The sequence below is a fragment of the Streptomyces sp. NPDC096013 genome, assembly GCF_044763565.1.
Taxonomy (GTDB): domain Bacteria; phylum Actinomycetota; class Actinomycetes; order Streptomycetales; family Streptomycetaceae; genus Streptomyces.
This window is the reverse complement of the sequence record NZ_JBIWGK010000003.1, coordinates 525,282-548,683: the sequence shown is the minus strand read 5'-3', so window position 1 is coordinate 548,683 and position 23,402 is coordinate 525,282. Positions and strand designations below refer to the sequence as shown.

Annotated in this window: 23 protein-coding genes; 10 read left to right on the top strand and 13 right to left on the bottom strand. The window is 72.6% G+C overall.

All coding sequences use genetic code 11. From position 1 onward, the window contains the following. Positions 1-88: 88 nt before the first annotated feature. From ACIRB1_RS13945 to ACIRB1_RS13935, 3 genes are all read right to left on the bottom strand, one after another. Entirely contained in the window at positions 89-1,498 is a 1,410-nt protein-coding gene (locus ACIRB1_RS13945) for a PTS transporter subunit EIIC (protein WP_403465669.1), read from the bottom strand. A 16-nt stretch (positions 1,499-1,514) separates the two neighbouring features. Beyond that, positions 1,515-2,450 carry an N-acetylmuramic acid 6-phosphate etherase gene (gene murQ / locus ACIRB1_RS13940; RefSeq protein WP_403465668.1) on the bottom strand — a complete coding sequence of 312 codons (936 nt, stop codon included), beginning with the start codon at positions 2,448-2,450 and terminating at the stop codon, positions 1,515-1,517. A 210-nt stretch (positions 2,451-2,660) separates the two neighbouring features. Then, complete coding sequence (locus tag ACIRB1_RS13935; protein WP_352183223.1) at positions 2,661-3,572, bottom strand: MurR/RpiR family transcriptional regulator; 912 nt, start codon at positions 3,570-3,572, stop codon at positions 2,661-2,663. Positions 3,573-3,647: 75 nt separating this feature from the next. Between ACIRB1_RS13935 and ACIRB1_RS13930 the strand changes: the two genes are divergently transcribed. Both ACIRB1_RS13930 and ACIRB1_RS13925 read left to right on the top strand, forming a co-directional pair. Beyond that, positions 3,648-4,055, top strand: coding sequence for a hypothetical protein (locus ACIRB1_RS13930; RefSeq protein WP_403465792.1), 408 nt, complete (start codon positions 3,648-3,650; stop codon positions 4,053-4,055). Beyond that, positions 4,052-4,318 carry a DUF4031 domain-containing protein gene (locus ACIRB1_RS13925; RefSeq protein ID WP_352183224.1) on the top strand — a complete coding sequence of 89 codons (267 nt, stop codon included), beginning with the start codon at positions 4,052-4,054 and terminating at the stop codon, positions 4,316-4,318. The genes ACIRB1_RS13930 and ACIRB1_RS13925 overlap by 4 nt, the downstream gene beginning before the upstream one ends. Before the next feature lie 64 nt (positions 4,319-4,382). Here ACIRB1_RS13925 and ACIRB1_RS13920 read toward each other — a convergent pair whose 3' ends face one another. Together ACIRB1_RS13920 and ACIRB1_RS13915 are read right to left on the bottom strand one after the other, a co-directional pair. Further along, entirely contained in the window at positions 4,383-5,447 is a 1,065-nt protein-coding gene (locus ACIRB1_RS13920; RefSeq protein ID WP_403465791.1) for a GNAT family N-acetyltransferase, read from the bottom strand. A gap of 73 nt (positions 5,448-5,520) precedes the next feature. Next, entirely contained in the window at positions 5,521-6,183 is a 663-nt protein-coding gene (locus ACIRB1_RS13915) for a hypothetical protein (RefSeq protein WP_352183225.1), read from the bottom strand. A gap of 36 nt (positions 6,184-6,219) precedes the next feature. Here ACIRB1_RS13915 and ACIRB1_RS13910 point away from each other — a divergent pair, with 36 nt between their 5' ends. Together ACIRB1_RS13910 and ACIRB1_RS13905 are read left to right on the top strand one after the other, a co-directional pair. Next, positions 6,220-6,903, top strand: coding sequence for a maleylpyruvate isomerase family mycothiol-dependent enzyme (locus ACIRB1_RS13910; RefSeq protein WP_403465667.1), 684 nt, complete (start codon positions 6,220-6,222; stop codon positions 6,901-6,903). Positions 6,904-7,009: 106 nt separating this feature from the next. Further along, on the top strand, positions 7,010-7,702 hold the full coding sequence (locus ACIRB1_RS13905) for a copper homeostasis protein CutC (RefSeq protein ID WP_403465666.1): 693 nt from the start codon (positions 7,010-7,012) through the stop codon (positions 7,700-7,702). Between the two features lie 35 nt (positions 7,703-7,737). On the opposite strand, the gene ACIRB1_RS13900 is transcribed toward ACIRB1_RS13905, so the two are convergent. Next, positions 7,738-9,822: a HelD family protein gene (locus tag ACIRB1_RS13900; RefSeq protein WP_403465790.1), complete on the bottom strand. Its 2,085-nt coding sequence runs from the start codon at positions 9,820-9,822 to the stop codon at positions 7,738-7,740. 276 nt (positions 9,823-10,098) lie between these two features. On the opposite strand from ACIRB1_RS13900, the gene ACIRB1_RS13895 reads away from it, so the two are divergent. Further along, positions 10,099-10,281: a hypothetical protein gene (locus ACIRB1_RS13895; RefSeq protein WP_352183228.1), complete on the top strand. Its 183-nt coding sequence runs from the start codon at positions 10,099-10,101 to the stop codon at positions 10,279-10,281. A gap of 59 nt (positions 10,282-10,340) precedes the next feature. On the opposite strand, the gene ACIRB1_RS13890 is transcribed toward ACIRB1_RS13895, so the two are convergent. Next, positions 10,341-11,984 (bottom strand): DNA repair helicase XPB, encoded by a 1,644-nt coding sequence (locus ACIRB1_RS13890; RefSeq protein WP_403465665.1) that lies wholly within the window; start codon positions 11,982-11,984, stop codon positions 10,341-10,343. Positions 11,985-12,119: 135 nt separating this feature from the next. On the opposite strand from ACIRB1_RS13890, the gene ACIRB1_RS13885 reads away from it, so the two are divergent. Beyond that, positions 12,120-12,650: an NUDIX hydrolase gene (locus ACIRB1_RS13885; RefSeq protein WP_403465664.1), complete on the top strand. Its 531-nt coding sequence runs from the start codon at positions 12,120-12,122 to the stop codon at positions 12,648-12,650. Here the strand turns inward: ACIRB1_RS13885 and ACIRB1_RS13880 are convergent. Next, entirely contained in the window at positions 12,595-15,579 is a 2,985-nt protein-coding gene (locus ACIRB1_RS13880; protein ID WP_403465663.1) for a helicase-associated domain-containing protein, read from the bottom strand. The genes ACIRB1_RS13885 and ACIRB1_RS13880 overlap by 56 nt on opposite strands. Positions 15,580-15,925: 346 nt before the next feature. Here ACIRB1_RS13880 and ACIRB1_RS13875 point away from each other — a divergent pair, with 346 nt between their 5' ends. Continuing rightward, positions 15,926-16,921 (top strand): hypothetical protein, encoded by a 996-nt coding sequence (locus ACIRB1_RS13875; protein ID WP_352183232.1) that lies wholly within the window; start codon positions 15,926-15,928, stop codon positions 16,919-16,921. 60 nt (positions 16,922-16,981) lie between these two features. Further along, the gene (locus tag ACIRB1_RS13870; protein ID WP_403465662.1) at positions 16,982-17,626 is read left to right on the top strand and encodes an HAD family hydrolase; all 645 of its coding nucleotides are present in this window, start codon (positions 16,982-16,984) and stop codon (positions 17,624-17,626) included. On the opposite strand, the gene ACIRB1_RS13865 is transcribed toward ACIRB1_RS13870, so the two are convergent. Further along, on the bottom strand, positions 17,605-17,853 hold the full coding sequence (locus ACIRB1_RS13865) for a hypothetical protein (protein WP_352183234.1): 249 nt from the start codon (positions 17,851-17,853) through the stop codon (positions 17,605-17,607). The two genes, ACIRB1_RS13870 and ACIRB1_RS13865, sit on opposite strands and share 22 nt — an antisense overlap. 151 nt (positions 17,854-18,004) lie before the next feature. Between ACIRB1_RS13865 and ACIRB1_RS13860 the strand changes: the two genes are divergently transcribed. Continuing rightward, positions 18,005-18,388, top strand: coding sequence for a cold-shock protein (locus ACIRB1_RS13860; RefSeq protein ID WP_019072514.1), 384 nt, complete (start codon positions 18,005-18,007; stop codon positions 18,386-18,388). Between the two features lie 114 nt (positions 18,389-18,502). On the opposite strand, the gene ACIRB1_RS13855 is transcribed toward ACIRB1_RS13860, so the two are convergent. From ACIRB1_RS13855 to ACIRB1_RS13840, 4 genes are all read right to left on the bottom strand, one after another. Further along, the gene (locus ACIRB1_RS13855; protein ID WP_352183235.1) at positions 18,503-19,363 is read right to left on the bottom strand and encodes a 1,4-dihydroxy-6-naphthoate synthase; all 861 of its coding nucleotides are present in this window, start codon (positions 19,361-19,363) and stop codon (positions 18,503-18,505) included. Further along, positions 19,347-20,042: a futalosine hydrolase gene (locus ACIRB1_RS13850; RefSeq protein ID WP_352183236.1), complete on the bottom strand. Its 696-nt coding sequence runs from the start codon at positions 20,040-20,042 to the stop codon at positions 19,347-19,349. The genes ACIRB1_RS13855 and ACIRB1_RS13850 overlap by 17 nt, the downstream gene beginning before the upstream one ends. Continuing rightward, positions 20,012-20,476 (bottom strand): DUF2771 domain-containing protein, encoded by a 465-nt coding sequence (locus tag ACIRB1_RS13845; protein WP_352183237.1) that lies wholly within the window; start codon positions 20,474-20,476, stop codon positions 20,012-20,014. Before ACIRB1_RS13845 ends, ACIRB1_RS13850 begins: the two co-directional genes overlap by 31 nt. 72 nt (positions 20,477-20,548) lie before the next feature. After that, positions 20,549-21,973 carry an MFS transporter gene (locus ACIRB1_RS13840; RefSeq protein WP_352183238.1) on the bottom strand — a complete coding sequence of 475 codons (1,425 nt, stop codon included), beginning with the start codon at positions 21,971-21,973 and terminating at the stop codon, positions 20,549-20,551. Positions 21,974-22,416: 443 nt separating this feature from the next. Between ACIRB1_RS13840 and ACIRB1_RS13835 the strand changes: the two genes are divergently transcribed. Then, a complete protein-coding gene (locus ACIRB1_RS13835) occupies positions 22,417-23,343 on the top strand; it encodes a DUF3027 domain-containing protein (RefSeq protein ID WP_352183239.1) in 927 nt (308 codons plus the stop codon). Positions 23,344-23,402 lie beyond the last annotated feature (59 nt).

The window sequence follows — 23,402 nt, the reverse complement described above, 5'->3', positions numbered from 1 at the left end:
GTTCTGCGCAGGGAGTCGGGCGGCCCCGGCACGACTCGGCATGCCCTGGCACGACTCGGGACGCCCCGTCGCGACTCGGCACGCCCCGTCACGTCGTGCGGGCCCGTGTTCGGGGGTCGGTGTTGTTCGAAGGGGTGGGGGTGATTCCGGTGAGGCCGAAGGCGTACGTCGTCAGGAAGCCGACCGCGTATCCGGTCAGCAGGCCCCCCGCGTAGATCAGCACCGTCATCCCCAGCCCCCTGTTCCCCGCCAGCAACGGGAACAGGGCCCACCCCGACGGTCCGATCGCCGTCGCGCCGACCTTGTCGCCCAGCATCGCGAAGAAGCCGACGAACGCCCCGCCCGCCGCCCCGCCCGCGCAGGCGGTCAGGAACGGGCGGCCGAGGGGGAGTGAGACGCCGTAGATGAGGGGTTCGCCGACGCCCAACAGGCCTGCCGGGAGGGCGGACTTGATGGTCGTACGGATCGACGTGTCGTGGCGCAGGCGGAAGTAGACCGCGACCGCCGCACCCACCTGGCCCGCGCCCGCCATCGCGAGGATGGGCAACAGGACGGTGTAGCCCTGCTGTTCGATGAGGGTGGTGTGGATGGGGATGAGGGCCTGGTGGAGGCCGAGCATCACCAGCGGGAGGAACAGGCCACCGAGGACCAGGCCCGCGAAGGGGCCCGTCGTGGAGAGGAGCCAGTTCGACGCGGTGCCGATCGCGGTGGAGATCTCCCCGGCCGCGTACATGAGGCCGTAGAGCGTCGCGAGGCCCGAGACGAGGACCGTCAGGGTGGGGGTGACCAGGACGTCGAGGGTCGCGGGAACCCAGATGCGGCACCATTTCTCGACGCAGGTGCCGAGGAACGCGGCTGCCAGCGCGCCGAGCACTCCGCCCTGGCCGGGGGCGAGGGCGACCCCGAACGCCGTCACCTTCGCGACCCCGGGATAGACGACGACCGCCGCCACCGCCCCGCCCAGCACCGGCGTCCCGCCGAACTCCTTCGCCGTGTTGTACCCGACGAACACCGCGATGAGGGAGAGGAAGGCGGAGGGGATGACGGCCAGGGCCCCTGTCACTCCAGGGAGCCAACGCAGGTTGATCAGCAGTCCGTTGAGGCCCGCGAGGACTCCGCAGCCGATCAGGGCGGGGATGAGCGGGACGAAGATGTTGGCGATCCGGCGGAGGAGCAGCTTGCCGGGGGTGGCGTTGCGCGCCTGTTGCCGCTCCTTCAACTCGGCTCCCTGCGCGGCCAGTTCGCCCGCTCTGCCCACCAACTTCTCGAACTCCGGGGTCACTTTGGCCACCACCCCCGGCCCCAGCACGATCTGGTACGTGTCGTCGTCCACGACCCCGAGCACGCCGGGCAGCGCCCGCAGCGCCGCCTCGTCCACCAGCGAACGGTCGGCCAGGCCGAGGCGCAGACGGGTCATGCAGTGGGCGACGGAGGTGACGTTCGCGGGGCCGCCGACGAGCGGGAGGAGGGCGGCGGCGGTGTCGTACGGAGTATCCACACCCTGAGCCTGCTGGTCAGTCGCCCGCCGCCGCGAGCGCCGCGCGCAGGCGACCGCCGGACTCCTCCAGAAGGCGGGCGGCCGTCGGGCCGTCCACCCCGGCGAGGACCAGCAGGATCGCGTTCTTCACCTCGCCGTCGGTGGCCGCGAGGGCCCGCTCGATCTCCGCGTCGTCCGCGCCGGTCGCGAGCGCGACGATACGGCGGGAGCGGGCGCGCAGCTTCTCGTTCGACGCGCGTACGTCGACCATCAGGTTCCCGTAGGTCTTGCCCAGCCGGATCATCGTGATCGTCGACAGCATGTTCAGGACGAGCTTCTGCGCCGTGCCCGCCTTCAACCTCGTTGATCCGGTGAGGAGTTCGGGGCCCACGACGACTTCGATGCCGTGGGCCGCGGCTGCGGCGAGGGCGCTGTGTTCGTTGCAGGAGAGGCCGATGGTCAAGGCGCCGTCGCTCCGCGCGTGCTCCACGGCCGCGATCGCGTACGGGGTGCGTCCCGAGGCCGAGACCCCGACCACCGTGTCGTCGGGGGTGAGGGCCAGCGCGTCGAGGTCTGCCCGGGCGAGGTCCCGTGAGTCCTCGGCGCCCTCGACGGACGTCACCAGTGCGTCCGGGCCGCCGGCGATCAGGCCCACGACCTGGGAGGGGGCCGTGTTGAAGGTCGGGGGACACTCGGACGCGTCCAGCACGCCGAGGCGTCCGGCGGTGCCCGCGCCCATGTAGATCAGCCTGCCGCCTCTGCCCATCCGCTCCGCGACGGCGTCGATCGCGGCGGCGATCTCGGGGAGGCGGTGCGCCACCGCTGCGGCGACCGTGGCGTCCTCGGCGTTCATCAGGCGGGCGATGTCGAGGGTGGGGAGCTGGTCGATACCGGCGAGTTCCGGGCGGAAGGCTTCCGTGGTGAGGGTCTCCAACTCGGCACGGAGCTCACGGGGGTTGGACGTCGAGGTCATGGAGAAGCGGCTCTTTCTGTTGTTCCTTGTCCGCGGGCCGGTGGGGGCTGGTGGCGCCCACGCGGCGGAGCCGCACATCGATACGGCCCGCGCCCCTGAAGATGTCGGGCTTGTCGTCGCGCACTTGGAAGTGCCGCTGGTGCCACACCCCCTAGGGGCGCGGGGAACTGCGCGACCAGCCACAACGCGCCCGCAGACGACAACGCACCTCTAACGCCTGTGTCGATGCGCCAGCGCCTCATAGGACGCCGACAACGCCGGTGCCGCCTGTTCATACGTCCGCTGCGCCACCCCGATGAACAAACAGTCCACCACCAGCAACTGACTCGTACGGGACGACATCGCCGCCGGCCGAAGCTCACTCTCCCGCGCGGTGGACGTCGTGAGAATGTGATCGGCGTACTGCGTGACCGCGCCGTCCGGCCGCCCGGTGATCGCCACGGTCGTGGCCCCGTGCTCGAAGGCCACCCGCAGCGGCTCGATGACGTCACCGGTGGACCCGGAGTGGGTGATCGCGATGGCCACGTCGCCCGCCCGCAGCTGCACCGCGTTGGTCACGGCGAGGTGCGGGTCGCTGTGGGCGTGGGCTATGAGCCCTATCCGCAGCAGCTTCTGGGCGAGGTCCTGCGCGACGAGCCCGGACGCCCCGACGCCGTAGATGTCGGTACGGCGGGCCGCGGCGAGCGCGGTGACGGCCGCGCCGAGCTGCGCGGTGTCGAGCCCGGCGGCCGTGTCCGCGAGGGTCTGCTGCTCGTCGTAGGCGAGTTTCGCGACGACGTCGGCGATCGGGTCGTCGACCGCGATGTCGGTGGTGAGGGCGGGCGCGCGCCCGGACTGCTGCTGCGCGGCGAGCCCGGCGAGGGCCAGGCGCAGGTCGCGGTAGCCGGGGTAGCCGAGGATGCGGGCGGTGCGGACGACCGTGGCCTCACTGGTGCCGGTCAGCTCGGCGAGGCCGGTGACCGTGAGGGCCGCGCAGCCCGCCGGGTCGGCGGCGACGGTCTCGGCGACGCGCTGCATGGAGCGGGTCATGGAGGGGGCGAGGGTGCGCACCTTGGCGGCCAGGGCGGCGGGTGGCGTACTCCCGGAGGCGCTTCCGAAAATTTCCTTCACTTCCTGGGTCACCCTTGAAAGATATTTTCGTCCGGTGGTCGGGTCAAGAGTGCGCACAATAGGTGCATGGACCCCGACAACGACCCCATGGACGAGCCTGTGGACGGCCCCGTGGACGCCCCCCGTGACGAGCCCGTTCCCATAAGCCCGCTGGAGCGGGCGCTGCACGCCGCCCGTGCCCTCGTGCTGGCCGATCTGGCCGCCCGTGAGGTCGTCGCGGCGGACGTGGTGTCCATGGTGGAGGAGTCCGTCGTGGAGCGGCGCTGGTGGGTGGAGCAGTGGCCGGAGGGCGTGGCGTACGTCGCCGGGCTGGTCGCCCAGGATGTGCAGGACGCGCTGCTGGAGGCGTACGGCCGCTGGCCGCTCTGCCCGGTCTGCGAGGCCGGCGATCCGCACGCCCTGGAGGTCGAGCCGGAACTCGGACCCGACCCGCACTGGGTCTGCCACCAGGCGGGTGTGAAGGTCGCCGCCGTCGGGAGCCTGGGCTCCCTGTGACCGTCTACATCGACCCGCCCACCTGGCCGGGGCACGGCCGCCTCTGGTCGCACCTGGTCAGCGATGTCTCGTTCGACGAACTCCACCTGTTCGCCGAGGAGTTGGGCGTACCGCGCCGGGCCTTCGAGCGCGATCACTACGACATCCCGTCGCATCGTTACGCGGACGCGGTGGCCGCCGGGGCGGTGGAGGTGCGGAGCCGGGAGGTGGTGCGGTTGCTGACCGCGGCGGGGCTGCGCAGGCCCAAGGGGCGCGCCGGGTGAGGGAGTTGGCGGGCGTCGGCCGAACGTGCCCGCTCAGCGGCCCAGTTGGCCCGGCGGCCCCTCCTCAGCGGCCCAACTCGTAGGTGAACTCGCCCTCCACCTCGTCCTCGCCCACCTTCCTGAATCCCGCCCGGGTGACGACCGCCTGTGACGCTAGGTTGTCCCGTTCGATCGTCGCGAAGACCGTGCGTACGTCGTCGCGGGCCAGCGCCCAGGCGGAGAGCGCGCGGAGCGCCTCCGTCGCATAGCCCTGGCCGCGGGCGCCCGCCGCCAGGTCGTAGCCGACCTCCACCCGGCCCTCCTCGTCGGGGACGCCGTGGAAGCCCAGGCCGCCGACCGCGCGGCCGTCCTCGCGGCGGACGAGGGTGAAGACGCCGAACTCCGGGCGGTGGACGCCCGATTGATACGCCTTGAGCAGGAAGGTCGCGGCCTCCCGGGTGCCCGAGTACGGGCCGCCCTCGATCCACTCGAAGCCGCCGTCACCGCCGCCGACGAGGTCGGTCGCGGACGCGGGGGTGACGCCCTGGAGAGTGAGGCGGTCGGTGTCGTGGACGAGGTTGTTGTGCCAGCGCCAGTCGGTGACGGGGTCCCGGCCGGGGAGGTCGCCGCGGCCGGTGGCCCACAGCAGGGTGAGCCAGGGGGAGGCGCCGGGGCGGACGTGCGGGAAGATCCGGGTGAGGACGAACTCGGCGAGTTCCGGGTCGGGCCGGTAGTCCAGGCCCAGGCCCTCGGCGATGTCATGGGTGTGCAGCAGCACCTCGGCGGTGCCCATCGCGGCGAAGCCCTCGCGGTTCGCGCTGCGGAACGGGTACGGGTGGAAGGCGCGCACCTCGCGCGGGGTGGTGCGGACGGCGGCGGCGAGCAGGGCGCCGGTCGTCCAGATCACTTCCAGGACACCGGAGTTGTCGGTGCCCTCGTCGAAGGTGATGTCGAAGGGGAAGTACGCGTTCTGCGCCCGACCGGCCAACTGCCCCGCGTACGCGATGAGATCGCCGGCGATGTGCTCGGCGGTGTACCGGCAGTTCCACTCCAGCCGGCCCGCCGTGGCCTTCTCCCAGTCCGGACCGTGCCAGTCCGTGCCGGTCGCCGTGCGCAGCAGCGCCACGCAGCCCGCGACGGCCTCTTCCAGCGTGTCCGCGCCCGCGTTTCCGTCCGTGTTTCCGCCCGTGGTCCCCATGCGGGGGAGCATACGGGCCGCGACGTCATCCGGCGGTCGGGTCCGCCGAGGCCAGGAGATCCAGTTCCGACGTCAGGTTGTAGCGTGCCGTGGCCTCCCACTCCGCTGCCCCGTGCGGCGTCCTGAACAGCCGCGGTAGGGACAGGAGTTGGCGCAGGATCGCCGAACGGCCCTCCCTGAACGCTTCGTTGGGGACGAACGCGTACTCCTCCCGGACCGCCGCCGTGTACGCGGCGTACGCCGACGGGGGTGCGGCCAGGATCGCGAGGTCCGCGTCGCACAGGACCTGGCCGTCGGGGTCGTCGTCCGCCGGGGCGTGTGTGACGGTCAGCCGGACCAGGCGTGCCACCTCGGCCGTCTTCGCCTCCGGTACGCCTGCCTCCGTCAGCGCGCGCTCGGCCAGCCGCGCGGAGCGTTCCTCGTTCTCGGAGCGGTCGGGGAGGTAGACCGCGTCGTGGAACCAGGCCGCGAGCCGTACGACGTCCGGGTCGGTGGCGTGTTCCTCCAGGACGTCGATGTGGTCGAGGACCGAGGTGAGGTGGGTGAGCGTGTGGTAGTGGCGCTGGGGTTCCTGCCAGCGGGCGAGGAGGTTCTCGGCGTACGGCGACGGGTCGGGGCCGTCGGCGGAGGGGCGGGCGCCGTCGAGGGCGCGGGTCCAGCGGGCGCGGAGGGCGTCGAGATCGGGCATGCCCCTTATTTTCCTCCAGGCCCTAGCGTGGAACGCATGACCTACGCCGACACAGCACACGACGTACGCGATCCCGAACTGCCCGGCAGGCTGCTCGTCACCGAGCGGGACGCCCTGATTCCGCTGCTCCGTTCCCGACCCGACGACGACTTCGCGCTGGCGACCCTCGCGTGTCCCGGCTGGACCGTGCGGGACGTGCTCGCGCACTGCGCGGCCGCGCTGACGCGGGTGGTGGAGCGGCGCTTCGAGGAGGGGGTGTTCTCGCCGGAGGCCAACGACCGGGACATCGCGGAGCGGGCCGACTGGACGAACGGGCAGGTCGTCGACGAGCTGGAGCGGGGGATGACCGAGGCCGGGGCGGCGATCGCCCGCGCGGGCGGACCGCTGGACGCCGTCGCGCTGGGCGAGTGGGTGCACGCAGGTGACGTGCGGGACGTGCTCGGGGTGCCCGGCGCCTATGGGGGCGAGGGGCTGGGGTCCGCCCTCACCCTGCTCGGCCACGTGACCCGGCAGCGAAACCACCGGCCTCTGCACGCCGACCTCGACGACCTGGACGATCCGCTGCTGCTGGGCGATCTGTCGGGCGAGCTGACCCCGGCGCGCTACATCGGCGACGCCCCCACGCTCGTACGCCTGTACGCGGGACGGCCGGTGCCGGACGGGACGGGGTACGAGCTGGCGGGGGCCGATCCCGCGGAGCTGAACATCTTCGGCGGGTGATCCGGGTCAGGCGCCGGGGGTGATCTCGCGGGCCCCGATCCTCACGCGTACCCTGATATTGGACTAGACCTGTAGCCGCTCCAGGGAACACGACGGAAGGGGTCCTATGAGCACGCGTGCAGTCCTGGAGGTGATCGCCCTCGGCGCCGAGGACGCGGTCGCCGCCCAGGCCGGAGGCGCGGACCGTCTCGAACTGGTCACCGACATGGCGGCCGACGGGCTCACCCCGCCGGTGGAGACCTTCGCCGCCATCCGTGCCGCCGTCGACATCGACCTGCGCGTGATGCTGCGCCTCGCGGACGGGTTCGCCGCGGGCGACGTCGACCGGCTCGTGCGGATCGCCGGGGAACTGCGGGCCGCCGGCGCCGACCAGTTCGTGCTCGGGTTCCTCGGCCCGGACGGCGGGGTCGACCTGGACGCCGTGGAGCGGGTCGTCGCCGAACTGGACGGCTGCGCCTGGACGTTCCACCGCGCGATCGACCGCGCTGTCGACCGCGACGCCCTGCGCAAGCAGCTCGCGGGCCTGCCGGGCCTCGACGCCTATCTCACCGCCGGTTCGGCCGACGGCGTCGACGACGGCCTGCCCACCCTGCTCCGCGAGGCGGCGCTGCACGGCGAACCGGGCTACGAGCAGCGCGTCCTCGTCGGCGGCGGCCTGCGCCTCGACCATGTGCCGACCCTGATCGCCGCGGGCGTCGACGCCTTCCACATCGGCGGGGCCGCCCGGCCCGGGGGCTGGGAGCGGCCGGTGTCGGCGGAGGCCGTGAGCGAGTGGCGGGCGGTCCTCGACGGCGCCTGAACCGTCCGGCCCCCTGTGCGAACCACCCTTCTCGCTCAGGCGAGCTGGGCGGGAAGCGGCGCCGTGTGCGTGACGATCAGGCCCGACACCGCTCGGGTCAGCGCCACGTACAGGCGCCGCAGGCCGGTGCGTTCGTCCGGCTCGCCGTCGACCACCGCCTGCGGTTCGTCGAGCACCACGTAGTCGTACTCCAGGCCCTTGGCGAGCGACGCCGGGACCAGCGTCAGCCGGGTGTCCGCGGTCGTCTCCTCGCCCGGGTCGATGTAGCCGATGCCCGCCGCGGTGAGGGCTTCCGCCAGCGCCGGGATGCGCGCATCGGCGGCGATCAGGCCCGTCGAGCCCTCCTGGCGCAGCAACTCCTCGCAGGCGGCGACCACTTCGCTCGTGCCGGCCGTCTCGCGGAGGTCGAAGAAACCCGGGTTCTCCCGGACCGAGGCGACCGGGGTCAGGCCCGGCGCGATGTGGGGGAGCAGCCGGGAGGCGTACGTGATGACGTCCGTCGGCACACGGAAACCGGCCGTCAACTCCTCGATCACGCCGTCCGACTTGCCGAGGTGGGCCAGCGCCTCGTCCCAACTCCGCGTCGCCCAGGGCGTGGTGCCCTGTGCGAGGTCGCCGAGGACGGTCGCGGAACCGGTGGTGCAGCGGCGGCCGACCGCCCGGTACTGCATGGGGGAGAGGTCCTGCGCCTCGTCGAGCACCACATGCCCGAGCGAGTGCGTCCGCTGCACGAGGTCGGTCGCCTCGTCGATCAACACGGCGTCCGCGGCGGCCCACTTGGCGGCCTTGACGCTCCGCACCGCCCGCTTTCCGGAACCAGGCAGCGCCCAGAGGATCGTCTTCTGCTCGTCCTCGTCGAGGATGCCGTCCGCGTGCGCGGCGAGGAAGTCCGCGTCGGTGAGCAGCCGCAGCACGACCTTCGCGGGCTCGACCGGCGGCCACACCGCCTTGACGGCCGCCTTCACCGCGGTGTTGCGCGCCACCGCGTCCTGCACCCGGTCGTCCGGCGCCTCCCCGGACCGCTCCATCTGCACCAGCACGGCATGCGCGATGCGCTGCGGAAGGGCCTCGCGGGCGGCGCCGTAGCGGATGCCGCGGTCGAGCAACTCCCGCACGATGGCTTCGAGTTCGTACGCCGGGACCCGCCAGCGGCGTGATCCGCGCACCACCATCACCGGCTCGGTGGGCATCGTGACGTGCGAGTAGACGGCTCTGCGGAGGACCTCGGCCATCCGGGCGTCGCCCTTGACGACGGCGGCCGGTGCCTCGTCCGTGCCCCGCACCTCGACATGCGCGACCAGGTCGTCGACGGTGCCCTGGCGGACCGTCAACTCGCCCAGGGCGGGCAGGACTTGCTCGATGTAGTGCAGGAAGGACTTGTTCGGCCCGATGACGAGGGTGCCGGTGCGGGCGAGCCGCTCGCGGTGGGCGTAGAGGAGATAGGCGACGCGGTGCAGGCCGACGGCCGTCTTTCCGGTGCCGGGGCCTCCCTGCACACAGACCGTCCCGCCGAGACCGGACCGTACGATCTCGTCCTGCTCGGGCTGGATGGTCGCGACGATGTCGCGCATCGGGCCCACGCGCGGGCGCTCGATCTCCTGCTGGAGCAGCTTGCTGGTGGCGGCCGCCTCGGCCGGGTCCATGAGGTGCTCGTCCTCGTACGCCGTGAGGTCGCCGCCCGTGTACCCGAAGCGGCGGCGCAGCGAGACGTCCAGCGGGTCCTTCTTGGACGCCCGGTAGAACGGCTGCGAGACCGGCGCGCGCCAGTCGATCACCATCGGGTCGCCGTCGGCGTCGTGCACATGGCGGCGGCCGATGTAGAACTGCTCGCCCTCGGCGCCCTCGGCCTGCTCGGCGCCGGGAGCGTGCAGATAGGTGAGGCGGCCGAAGAACAGCGGGGTGTCGCTCAGGTCGGCCAGCGCCTTGATGCGGTCGTCGATCTGGCGGGCGAGGACCTCGGCGTTGACCCAGTTCGCCGTGACGTCCTTGATGTCGAGGGACTCGACGTCCTCGCGCATGGCGCGCAGCGCGGAACGGGAGGAGGCCAGGTGGGCGCGCTCGCGGGCGAGCGGATCGTCGGTGGGCGTGGACAAGGGGGTGCCTCCGGAGGGCCTGCTGATGCGGCTGCTGGGTGTGTGCTCGATGGGTACCGGCCGGTTTCCGTCCGGGCGGTGGCACTCCCTGCGGGGAGGCGGGCAAGAGCGGAGATTCTAGGTCGCCGGACACGGGCGAGGCGAATGGTTTTACGGCCGCGTTGACGCCGGCGCGGGTGTCCCCTAGGGGACACCCCCTCCACCCAGGAGGGGAACGGGTCAGCCCGGAGGCGTAGAAGGGGGCCCGGAGGTTGGCTCCACGGACCGATGCCGACCTTATGTCCCAAGACGCACCATGGAGACATGAGCGCAGCAACCATCACCCCGATCCCCGCCCGCCCGACCGGCGCGACACCGGTCACCGGCGGCAGCCACCCCCACCGCCTCGGCAATGCCCTGCGCGCGATAAAAGTGTTCGCGGGCGCCGCGTTCAGCGTGGTCGTCCTCGGTGAGTACGGCGAGGAAGCGGGCGTTCTCCGTAAGTGACCGCCCGCTTGGCCCGCTCGACCCGCCGCATTCGCCGCGTCCGCGTCTCCGCGTGACGGTCAGTTCTCCGCGAGGATCTCGTCCGCGTCCATGATCCGGTAGGCGTACCCCTGTTCCGCCAGGAAGCGCTGGCGGTGGGCGGCGAAGTCCTGGTCGATCGTGTCGCGCGCGACGACCGAGTAGAAGTGCGCCTGGTGCCCGTCGGCCTTCGGCCGCAGCACCCGCCCGAGCCGCTGGGCCTCCTCCTGACGCGAGCCGAACGTACCCGACACCTGGATCGCGACGGTCGCCTCCGGCAGGTCGATCGAGAAGTTCGCGACCTTCGACACCACGAGCACGCTGATCTCCCCCTCGCGGAACGCCCCGAAGAGCTTCTCCCGCTGCGCGTTGGAGGTCTCGCCCTTGATCACGGGCGCGTTCAGGTGCTCGCCCAGTTCGTCGAGCTGGTCGATGTACTGCCCGATGACGAGGATCTGCTGACCGGCGAAGCGCCGCACGATCGCCTCCGTGACCTTCCGCTTCGTCGCGGTGGTCGCACAGAAGCGGTACTTCTCCTCGGCCTCGGCGGTGGCGTACGCGAGCCGCTCGGAGTCCGTGAGGTTGACCCGGACCTCGACACAGTCGGCGGGCGCGATGTAACCCTGCGCCTCGATCTCCTTCCAGGGCGCGTCGAACCGCTTCGGCCCGATGAGCGAGAACACGTCCGACTCCCGGCCGTCCTCACGCACGAGGGTCGCGGTCAGGCCCAGCCGCCGCCGCGCCTGGAGATCGGCGGTGAACTTGAAGACCGGCGCGGGCAGCAGATGCACCTCGTCGTAGAGGATGAGCCCCCAGTCGCGGGAGTCGAACAGCTCCAGGTGCGGGTAGACACCCTTCCGCCGCGTCGTCAGCACCTGGTAGGTGGCGATGGTGACCGGCCGGATCTCCTTGCGCGTCCCGCTGTACTCCCCGATCTCCTCCTCGGTCAGCGAGGTCCGCTTGATCAGCTCGTGCTTCCACTGCCGGGCGGAGACGGTGTTGGTGACGAGGATCAGCGTGGTCGACTTGGCCTGCGCCATGGCGCCCGCGCCGACGAGGGTCTTCCCGGCACCACAGGGCAGCACGACGACCCCGCTGCCGCCGTGCCAGAAGTTCTCCACGGCCTGCTTCTGGTACGGGCGCAGCGCCCAGCCGTCCTCGTCCAGGTCGATCGCGTGCGCCTCGCCGTCGACGTACCCGGCGAGGTCCTCGGCCGGCCAGCCCAGCTTCAGCAGCACCTGCTTGATCTGCCCGCGCTCGGAGGGGTGCACGGCGACGGTGTCGGGGTCGAGGCGGTTGCCGACCAGCGGGGCGATCCGCTTCGACCGCAGGATCTCCTCCAGCACCGGCCGGTCCGTGGTGGTGAGGACGAGCCCGTGCGCGGGGTGCTTGCTCAGGGTCAGCCGGCCGTACCGGTCCATGGTCTCGGCGATGTCCACGAGCAGCGCGTGCGGCACGGGATACCGGCTGTACTCCACCAGCGCGTCCACGACCTGCTCGGCGTCGTGCCCGGCGGCCCGCGCGTTCCACAGCCCGAGCGGGGTCACCCGGTAGGTGTGGATGTGCTCCGGCGCCCGCTCAAGCTCGGCGAACGGCGCGATGGCGCGCCGGCAGTCGTCGGCTCGCTCGTGATCGACCTCTAGGAGAAGGGTCTTGTCGGACTGGACGATGAGGGGGCCATTCACGCGCGACTGCCTTTCTGCGGGCCTCGGCCGGGCCTGGAGGACTCGGGACGGCCAAACGTCCAGTGTGCACTACCGGCCGGTGATCACGGCGGGGTCTGGGAGGGTGGGGGCTCGGGCGAGCGGAGGGTGGGGGCCGTGGGAGAACTGGTGGACCGGGTGGACGAGCGGGACCGGGTGCTCGGGGTGGTGGAGCGGGGTGAGGCGATCACCCGTCACTGGCTGCACCGGGTGGCGACGACTGTCTGCCGGGACCCGGAGGGCCGCGTACTGGTGCATCGGCGGGCGGCGGACATGTCACGGTTCCCGGGTCAGTACAACTGGCTGATCGGGGGCGGTGCGGAGGCCGGGGAGTCGTACGAGGAGGCGGCGGCTCGTGAACTCACCGAGGAACTCGGGGTGCGGGCGCCGGTGCGGTTCGCGCTCAAGTTCCTGTGCCGGGGAGTGATCAGCCCCTACTGGCTCGGCATTCATGAAGCGGTCGTCGACCGGGACATCACCCCCGACCCGGACGAGATCGCCTGGCACGCGTGGGTCACGGAGGGCGAACTGCGGGAGATGGCGGGCAGGCCGACCTTCGTACCGGACGGCGCGGAGGCGCTGGCCCGCTACCTCAGTCCTCGGCCAGTTCCGCCACCCCCGTCACCCGGTGCAGCGGATACGTCCTGACCTCGTCCGCCGTGTGGTCGTACGCCGTGACGAAGCCGCCCTCCACGCGGATGGGGGCGATCACGCGCTGGCTGGCGGTGCCCTCGGCGTTGACGTAGCCGATCCAGAGGGTGGTGCCGGTGAGGACGGCGGCCTGCATGGTGGCGAGGGTCTCGGCCGAACTGGTGCGGGGGAGTTCACCGTTGGGGGGCGTTGTCGTCTTGAGGGGGGTCGTCGAGGCGCGGTCGCCCGCCCTGATCGCGCGGATCGCCGCCGACAGGAGAGTCGTGTCCGGGGTCGGCGGGCCGTCCGGTACCGGTTCCGGGGCCGTGCGGGGCGGGGTGCGCCGGGCGTGGGCCCGGGTGATGACGACATCGCCCTCGGCGGACTCGGCGGCCGGCGCGAAGCCCATCGCGCGCAGCCCGTCGAGCAGCGCCGCCGGGTCGGCCTGGGCGGCCAGCACGGTCGGGGCGAGGCGGCGCAGGCGCAGGCCGGCCGACCGTTTGTCCGCGAGGATCTCGCTGAGCACCGCGTCGTCGTCGCAGCGGACGTACGCCGAGGCCGCGCCGATCCGCAGATGGCCGTGTCTGCGGGCCACGTCGTCGATCAGGTAGGCGAGGGGCTGCGGGACCGGCGTACGGGAGTGCGCGGTGAGGAAGTCGTGCAGGTCGGACGCGGAACGGCCCGCGTCCAGCGCGCGGCGCACCGAGCCCGGGGTGAAGCGGTACACCGTCGCCCCGCCCTTCGACTCCACGTCCGCGAGCACGTCCAGCATGTCCGCCAACGGCCGCTCCAGCGGGCCCGGCGCCACCGCCGTCAGGTCCGCCTGGAGCAGCACGTGGTCCAACGGCTCGGGGAGCAGCGGGGCGAGAATCCGCGCGGCGGCGGCACTCGCGGCGGCCTGCTCGGCGGGGGAGAGGGGGTCCGGGGGAGTGGGCGGACGGTGGTGATGGACGGGGAGCTTGTCGCCGGGGCCGGAGGGATCGGCGACAAGGGCGGAGTGGCCGGAGGAACCGGCGCCGTCGAGGGAACCGGCAGCGCCGGGGCGCCCGGAGGAGCCGATGGCGGGGGAGCCGGAGCCCCCGGAGACGCCGACACCGGAAGCGCCCGGGACACCGGAAGCGTCGACACCAGAGGAGCCGGAGCCCCGGGAGGAGCCGATTCCGGAAGCGCCCGGGACACCGGAAGCGCCGACACCGGACGATCCATGGCCACCGGAGGAACCGACACCGGATGATCCATGGACACCGGAAGCGCCGACACCGGACGATCCCGGAACCCCCGAAGCGCCGATACCGGAACCGCCCGGGACACCGGAAGAGTCGGCGGTCGCCATGCCGCCGCCCCCGCTCTCACCCCGGGCCGGGTCCGCCGCCCCCCGGCGACCACCACCCGCTCCCGCCAACTCCAGCCCCAGCAGCGCCCGTCCCTGCCGGGACAAGGCTCCCCGCCCGGTCACCCCCAGCATCTCCGCCTCGTCCAACGTCCACCGGGCAAGCCGACTCCGCAGATCGTCGTCCCCCTGGGCACCCGTACCCGCACCCGCACCGGAACCCGCACCCTGGGTACTCCCGGTACTCCGCTGCCCCCCACCCGCCCCCCGCACGGGCCGCTCCCACCGCAACCGTGCCAGCACCGACTCCGTGGACGGCGAGGCGCCCTCGGGCAATCCGGCGAGCAGCCCGAGCACCCGGTGCCGTACCTCCGGAGCCGCGGAGCGGTCCAGGCCGGGGCCCAGCGCGGACAGGGTCCGGTCCTTCGCGTCCCGGCCGCCGACCAGGCCCGACGTCCGGGTCGACGTCAGCCACGCCTCCGCGAGCCGGGCCCAGCGCTGGGCGGCGGGCCGCTCCAGCCACTCGTCGTAGGCCGGGGTCGCCGCGTACCGTTCGTCGGCGTCGCCGTCGGAGGCCAACAGGCCCGCCGCGTAGGCGAGTTCGACCCAGAACGCGGCGACGGGCTCGGCCACGTCCAGGGCGACCGCCGTCCGCTTCAGGTCGCGGACGCTGAGGCCGCCCGCGCGCATGACCGTGGGTCCGCCCTCGTCCCAGTCCTTCAGCAGCTCCTCGACCGTCGCGAGCGCGGTGTACGCCTGCCCGGCCGCCGTCGTGTCCACAACCTGTGGACGGTGCGTCGCCTTCGCCTCGACCACGGGCGCCACCGGCTCGACCTCCCGGTGCGCGCGCCCGGCCCGCAGATGCAGGGCCACCTCGCGGGGGAGTACGACCGTGCCCGGCGCCGTCGGCAGCAGCAGACCCCGGTCGATGAGCCAGCGCAGCCAGGGCGCGGGGTCGGCGGTGACCTGGCCGTACGGCGGTCCCCAGACCAGCCGGTCGAGCACCCCCAGCGACTCCTCGGGGGCCCCGGCGAGCAGTGCCTTCATCCGCCGCCGGGCCGTGAACAGCTTGGTCAGGGACGCCACCGCGGACACCGGGTCATGGGTGGAGGGCAGGCCCGCCGCCGTCACGATCTCCTGAATCCGGCCCGGCGACATGCCCGCCGTGGCCTCCGCGACCGTGGGCCCGAGGCCGGTCGGCGACGGGTGCTGCGGCGACGGCGCCAGCAGCTCACGCGCGGTCCGCACCAGCCGCAGCCGGTCGTCCGCGCCCCACACCAGCGCCTGTTCGCGCAGCGCGGCGAGGGCGCGCGGCAGCGCGTGCACGACCGCGGGATCGCGCCGGTCGCCCGCCATCAGCGCGAGCAGCTCGTCGTACGACGCGGGGTCCGCCGCCACGGCCAGCGCCTCCGCCGTCTGGAGCGCGAAACGGTCGAGGCGTTCGAGGGCGCGCACGACCGACCCGCGGGTACCGGCCCGGGTCGCGAGCTGGGTGAGGTCGGTGGGGACGGGCGTGATGAGGTCGGGGCGGCTGCGCAGCAGCGCGGCAAGGGAGGCGTCGTCCCTGGTTCGGAGGGCCTCCGCGAGCGAACGGGGCGGCGTGGCCGGGGTGCTCATCCGACCCACGGTAGCGGGTGCGGGCCTCGGGCCGGTGTCCTCCGCCCCGAGGTGAGCGCACCGCGACGATCCGCGTGCGGACGGTACCCGCCCGTCGGTGACCGGCCGGTGGCCGGCCGGAGACGTCCCCGCACCCGGGCAACGCGGCGGCCACCCCCTCCCCGGCCGGAGGCCGCACGCCTACGGCGATCACCTCCCGCCCGGCCCTCGTCCGATCCGCCCGCATCCGGTACCGGTCCGCACCAGGACCCGCCGTGCGCCCCCGACGCGCGGCCGACGCGAGCCCCGACCTGCGCTACGGTCGTTCCGGCGGGGTATCCAACGCACCCGCCCCGGAGGGGACTTCGTGGGTATCGAGAGCGACCAGGTCGTCTACGAGTATCTGAGCCGCGTCGGTGACGTGGCGCAGCAACGCCAGCTGCCCTCGGTCACGCGTATGCGGCTGGTGTCCGAGCTGCGCAACGAGATCGACCGGCGGCGAGCGGGGGCCACCGTCGACACACCGGCCGCCGTCCAGCGCATCCTCAAGGGCCTCGGCACCCCGGACGAGATCGTCGCCGCGGCCGGCACCGGCGCAGGCGTCCCCCAGGCCCCGACGCCCTCCGTCCCCGTACAACGCGACCACGAGGACGATCTACGGCCGAAGGGACTGCGCCGGGTCGTACCGCTGCCGCGTACCCGCCTCACCAAGGCCGCACCCGCACCCGAGCCCGACGACGCCCCCTCCGCGCCGCATCTCGCGAGCGCGTCCGAGCTGGGCTCGAGCGTGCTGCAACCGGACTGGTGGCGGACGGGGAGCGGCAACGGCAACGGGTTCGCGCTCGGCGACAGCGTGCCCGGGTTCACCGGCGGGATCGAGATCCCCGAACTCCTCAAGCCCCCGCCGCCGAAGGAGACCCCGAAGGAGCCGGCGAAGGCGCCGGAGACGGTGGTCGCTCCGGTGATCGAGCAGGTGCCGGAGACCCCGGCCCGCCGGCGCCGTATGGTCCCGCGGCTCCCCGTCGGACGCTGGTCCAACCCGCTGTTGCTGATCGCCGCCGCGCTGCTCGTCGTGGGCGCGGTGCTCGGCAACTGGTTCGCCCTGCTGCTGGGTTGGCTCATCGCCTATGCGTCCCGGCGGCTGTCCGACGCCGAGACCAAGGCGGCGGTGATCGGTCTGCCGACGGCGGCCGTCGCGGCCGGGATCGTCTGGCTGTGGGGCCGCAACGACGGCCGTTGGGGCACACCCATCGCCCAGGGCCACATGAACGACGCGATCTCCGAGACCTGGCCGTGGGTGGTGCGGGGGGCGGCGGTGGCGTCGGCGCTGTTCCTGGTGTGGCGGTCGCAGCGGCAAAGGTAGGGCGGCGGCCGATCCGAGGGCCCGGTGGGATTGTCGTAGCGACTGGGCACAATGGCCCATATGACCTCGCGCGCCCAGAACTCCGTCCCGCCCGCCCTGACCGTCGGTTTCGACCTCGACATGACCCTCATCGACTCCCGGCCCGGTATCCACGCCTGCTATGTGGCGCTGGCGGAGCGGACGGGGACGTACATCGACGCCGATCTGGCGGTCACCCGGCTCGGGCCGCCGCTCGCGGACGAGTTGATCAACTGGTTCCCGGCGGACGACCTGCCCGCCATGGCCGACCTGTACCGCGAGATGTACCCGTCGATCGCCATCGCCGCGACCCCCGCGATGCCCGGCGCCCCCGAGGCGATCGCGGCCGTGCGGGCGGCCGGCGGACGGGCGGTCGTCGTCACCGCGAAGTACGAGCCGAACGCGAAGCTGCACCTCGCGCACCTCGGTATCGACGCCGACGCGGTGATCGGCAACCTGTGGGCCGAGCAGAAGGCGGAGGCGCTGCGCGAGGAGGGTGCGAGCGTCTACGTCGGCGACCATGTCGGCGATGTGCGCGGCGCCCGCACCGCCGGGGCCCTCGCGGTCGCGGTGGCGACCGGCCCGTGCGACGCCGACGAGCTGCGCGCGGCCGGGGCGGACGTGGTGCTCGGCGATCTCACCGAGTTCCCGCGATGGCTTTCGGACTACCTTCCGGTGCGCGCCTGACGGCGGCCCGCGGCGACCGACTGGAGCACGCCTCCGGCGGCCAGCAGGAATCCGACGCCCATGAGCATGCTCAACAGGTACATGTACGTGGGAAAAGGCGTCGTGTGGAGCAGCAGCGGTACCACGGTGACGAGTGTGGCCACCGCGCCGAGGAAAAAGACGATGGCACCGGCACGGATGAGTCGGTCACCGGCCGCGGCGGAATTCGTTTGGGTTTTGTCGCGCACTGGACCAGGGTAGTTCCCTGCGCAAAGGAACAACCCGGCGACGTCTTGTCACCGGCCTGAAGACCATTAGCCTTGGTACCGGCGGGTCCCGACGACCCGCCGGTCTGCTATCCGAAGCAGTTTTCCGACGAGTACGAGGACGAGGACAGACGTGCCTACCGGCAAGGTCAAGTGGTTCAACAGCGAGAAGGGCTTCGGCTTTCTCTCCCGTGACGACGGCGGTGACGTCTTCGTCCATTCCTCGGTTCTGCCCGCCGGAGTTGATGCCCTGAAGCCCGGACAGCGCGTGGAGTTCGGGGTCGTCGCCGGTCAGCGCGGCGACCAGGCCCTCTCGGTGACCCTGCTCGACCCGACCCCGTCGGTGGCGGCGGCCCAGCGCAAGAAGCCGGACGAACTGGCCTCCATCGTCCAGGATCTGACGACCCTCCTGGAGAACATCACCCCGATGCTGGAGAAGGGCCGCTACCCCGACAAGGCCTCCGGCGGGAAGATCGCGGGGCTGCTGCGGGCGGTGGCGGACCAGTTGGACGTGTAGACATCCGGGAGATCCAGGGGAGTTCGACGGCCCGGGAGAATCCGGGCGAGTGCGGGCCGAGCGGCGACACCAGCCTCTCGGCCCGTTGCGTCGGGGCTTCCCGGTGGGCGCGGCTCAGGGAAACGTGAGCGCGTCCGGTGCGAGCGCGGGCACAAGACCCTCCGCCGCCGCCCGCGTCAGCAGTCCCCGGATCGCCGCGTACCCGTCGTCCCCGAGGTCCGCCGTGAACTCATTGACGTAGAGCCCGATGTGCTGGTCGGCGACGCCCGGGTCCATCTCCTGGGCATGCTCCATGACATACGGCCGGGAAGCCTCGGGATCGGCCCAGGCGGCCCGGACGGACTCCCGGATGGAGTCGGCGATCAGCTTCAACCGCTCGGCGCCAAGCGACCGTTTGGCGATGATCGCGCCCAGCGGGATGGGCAGTCCGGTCGTCGCCTCCCAGTGCTCGCCCATGTCCGCGAGCTTGTGCAGCCCGTAGTTCTGGTACGTGAAGCGGGCCTCGTGGATGACGAGTCCCGCGTCGACCTTCCCGTCCCGCACGGCCGGCATGATCTCGTGGAACGGCATGACCACGATCTCCCCGACCCCGCCCGGAATCGTGTCCGCGGCCCAGAGCCGGAACAGCAGATACGCCGTCGACCGCTCACTGGGCACGGCGACGGTACGGCCCGTCAGGTCCCCGGGCCCCCGGGTGAGCACCAGCGGCCCGCACCCGCGCCCCAGCGCACCCCCGCACGGCAGCAGCGTGTACGCGTCGAGCACATACGGCAGCACGGCGTACGACACCTTCAGCGCGTCCAATTCACCGCGTTCGGCCATGCCGTTGGTGATGTCGATGTCCGCGAAGGTCACGTCGAGCGCGGGCGCGCCCGGCACCCGGCCGTGCGCCCAGGCGTCGAAGACGAACGTGTCGTTCGGGCAGGGCGAGAAGGCGATCTGAAGGGGCTCGGTGGATTCAGCGGATGAGGTCATGCCTGTTCCAACTCTCCAGTACGGTCGCGGACTTCCCGAATCCCGCGGTGAGTGCCGCGAGCGCGTCGCCGATCCGCCAGGCGGTGCGGTCGCGCGGGCCGACGGGGTTGGAGACCGCGCGCAGTTCCAGGACGGGGACGCCGTGGGCGGCGGCTGCCTCGGCCACGCCGAAGCCCTCCATCGCCTCGGCGAGGGCACGGGGGTGGCGGGCGCGGAGTTCCGCGGCGCGGGCGGCCGTGCCGGTCACCGTGGAGACGGTGAGTACGGCTCCGGTGCGGGCGCCGGTCGCGGTCGCGAGCTCTCGTACGAGTGCATTCGGCGGACGGTGGGTGACGGTGCCGAAGCCGAGTTCGGTGACCGGGAGGAACCCGTCCGGGGTCTCGGCGCCCAGGTCGGCGACGGTGATCTCGTCGGCGATCACGAGGGAGCCGACGGGCGCCTCGGGCTGGAAGCCGCCGGCGATCCCGGCGGAGACGACGAGGGCGTAGGGGGTGCGGGCCAGGGCGGTGGCCGTGGCGGCTGCCGCAGCGGCCGGGCCCACCCCGGCGGCGATGACATCCACGGTGGTGTCGCCGGTGAACGCCCGTGCCACCGCGTCCCGTTCGGCGGGGACGGCGGTGGCGACGAGGACACGGAGGGAGGACGTGGTCAGGAGTCCTTCTTGAACTTGAAGGACCACAGGCCCTTGACCGTCTTGTCGCCCTCCTTGATGGAGACGACGGTCGAGTTGCCGGTCGCGCCGTACTGGGTGTTGAAGAACACGCTGCCGGGGATCGTCCGGTACGTCTTCTTGCTGGAGTCGGTCAGCGGCTGACCGTTCATCAGGATCGTCCAGCCGCTGTCGGCGATCTTCGGGTCGACGCCGAAGCGCACGGTGGCGTCCGGGTCGACCGAGATCGACGTGGAGGCCTTCAGGCACTTCGGCAGGTCGGCGGTCTTCACCGCGTCGCCGTCGTTGTAGCAGGTGGCCTCCGTGTGGACCGAGTTCCTCCCGACGGTGATCGTCGAGATCGGCGTCGGCTTGTCGCACGCCGACAGGACGAGCAGTCCGGCGGAAACGGCGCCGGCGGCGGCGACGGCGCGGCGGCGTCGCACAGCGGATTGCATGGTCATGGGCGAAGGCTATCGGGCCCGTCCGGTCCTCCCCCCACCTGGGGTGCGGCGTGCCGGGCCGGGTACCGCGGGTTAGGCCACTCGCGGGCTCCCCGTGCCGCCGTGCCGGGCCGAGGTGAGCAGGCCGCGCAGGGTGGTCAGCCAGCCCACGGCGATGACCGCGGCGGCGAGGGTGAGGCCGAGGGTGCCGTTCAGCGGCATGACGATGCCGATCGCGCCGCCGAGCACCCAGGCCATCTGGAGCATCGTCTCGGAGCGGGCGAACGCCGAGGTGCGCACCAGCTCGGGCACGTCCCGCTGGATCAGCGCGTCCAGGGACAGCTTGGCCAGCGCCTGGCAGAACCCGGCGGTGGCGGCGAGGCAGGCCACGAGCACGGCGCCGAAGAAGATCGCGGCGGTGACGGCCGCGCCCAGCACGAGGGCGACGACGGTCACGATGATGAGTTCCGGGGCCCGTTGCCGCAGCCAGGAACCGACCGCCGTACCGAGCGCGTTGCCCACACCCGCCGAGACCGCGACGATGCCCAGCGACACGGCCGCGCTCTGCCCGGTCATCGGATGCTCGCGCAGCAGGAACGCGAGGAAGAAGGTCAGGAACCCGGAGAGCCAGCGCAGCGCCGCGTTTGCGCCCAGCGCGTGGGTGACGGCGATGCCGACCGTGCGCAGGCCCGGCCGCTTGACCTCCTTGGGGTGCGGGCCGTGCAGATGGTCCTCGTCGGCCGCGAGCAGCGCCGTGTCCTCGCCCTTGGCGGAGTCGACCTTGGGGTCCAGGAAGAAGCACAGGACCGTACCCGCGACGAAGATCACGAAGGCGCCGTAGAGCGGCCAGGGGTCGCCGATGGCGTGCAGGCCGCCCGCGATGGGCGCGGCGACGCCGGTGGCGAGGAGGCCGGCGAGGGTGACTCTGGAGTTGGCCTTCACCAGGGAGATGCGGGGCGGCAGCAGCCGGGGCACCACGGCGCTTCTGACGACGCCGTACGCCTTCGAGGCGACCAGGGCGCCCAGTGCGGCCGGATACAGCTCCAGGCTGCCGCTGGCGACCGCGCCGGAGATGATCAGCGCGAGGAGGGCGCGGGCGAGCATCGCGGCGGCCATCGCGGCGCGGCGGCCGTGCGGGAGCTTGTCGAGGAGGGGGCCGATCACCGGCGCGAGGACGGTGAACGGCGCCATGGTGATGGCCAGATAGAGCGCGACGCGGCCCCGGGCCTCGTCGGTCGGTACGGAGAAGAAGACGGTCGACGCGAGGGCGACCGTGATCATCACGTCGCCGGCGCCGTTCACCGCGTGCAGTTCGATGAGGCGGCCGAGGCCCGACTCGCCCGCGCCGTGCGCGTGGGTGGCCTTGCGGATACCGCGGGCGGTACCGGTGACGGGGAAGTGCAGGGCACGACCCATCGCGCGGACGGAACCGCTCACCCGGCCCGAACCGCCACCTCGGATGTTCCCCTTCGTGCCACCGACTCCGGTGGCGCCTTGGGGCGACCTCGCGGCTGCCACCCCGTCATAGTGCCCCGAGAACGGCGCGAGTATCGCCGTTACCGCGCGTATGGAGCCGTGCGGAGACGGATCGCGGACAGGCCGGAGACGGATCGGGAACGTGTCGGAGACGGATCACGGGCCCGTCGCAGACGGATCTCGGCCCCGTCGGAGAGGGATCGCGGACGGTATTCGATGCCGTACCGGGACCGTCGGTGTGGGCGCATGGCGCGGGAGAAGGTAGCGTGCGTAGCGCGCCGTGGCGATTGTTCTCGGCCGCGCGCCTCTCGGCCATCCCGCAGAATGGATGGCGTAGGCGTGCCCGAGCGCGATCGGGTGCGGACGTCGACGCGGCCCTCCACCAGTGCCCCCAAGGGCCTGGTACATGTCTTTCAGCCGCTCCGTCCGCTCCCTTCGCCGCAACAGGCGCACCCGTGAGACGGCGTAGGAGAGAAGCGATACCTGTGAGCGCAGCGACCACGCGAAGCCGCACCCCCGACCGCCTGTGCGCCGAGGCCGTCGACCTCGCCCGTGCCGCAGCCGAGGAGGCCGCCGCGCCCGGCGTGGTCGGCGAGCACGCCGGCTTCGAATCCGACGGTGACCGGGTGGTCACGCACTTCTTCGAGTGCAAGGAGTTCGGCTACCGGGGCTGGCGCTGGGCCGTGACGGTCGCGAGGGCGTCCCGCGCCAAGCTGGTGACGCTCGACGAGGTCGTGCTGCTGCCCGGCCCCGACTCCCTGCTGGCCCCCGAATGGGTCCCGTGGAGCGAGCGCCTCCGCCCCGGCGACATGGGCCCCGGCGACCTGCTCCCCACCGACGCGGAGGATCTGCGCCTGGAGCCCGGCTACACCGGCGAGGACGAGCCCCCGCCGAACTCCGCCGTCTCCGAGGAGATGGCGGAACTGATCGAGGCGGAGGACGCCGAGGTGATGGCGGGCACCCCCGCCACCCTCCCGGTCGCCCCCACCCGAGGCTCGATCGCCGCCGTCGCCGAAGAACTCGGCATCCGCCGCGCCCGCGTCCTCTCCCGCTACGGCCTGCATGTCGCCGCCGACCGCTGGGAGGACGGCTTCGGCCCGAAGACCCCGATGGCCCAGGCGGCCCCGGCGGCCTGCGTCAGCTGCGGCTTCCTCGTCGCCATCGGCGGCTCCCTGGGCCAGGCCTTCGGCATCTGCGCCAACGAGTTCTCCCCGGCCGACGGCCACGTGGTGTCCTTGGCCTACGGCTGCGGCGGCCACTCCGAAGCAGCCGTCATGCCCAAACCGCCCCAGCCGCCGGCCCCGGTGATCGACGAGACGATGGTCGACCCCTTCCCGCTGCGGCCCGCGCCGGATTCCGGATCGGTGCCGGTGGGCGCGGACGAGGAGACGGCGGAGCTGGGGCACTCGTAGCTCTCCGTCATCCGACGGCTCACGGGAGACGACCGCACGGCCACGTACGGCCGCTACGG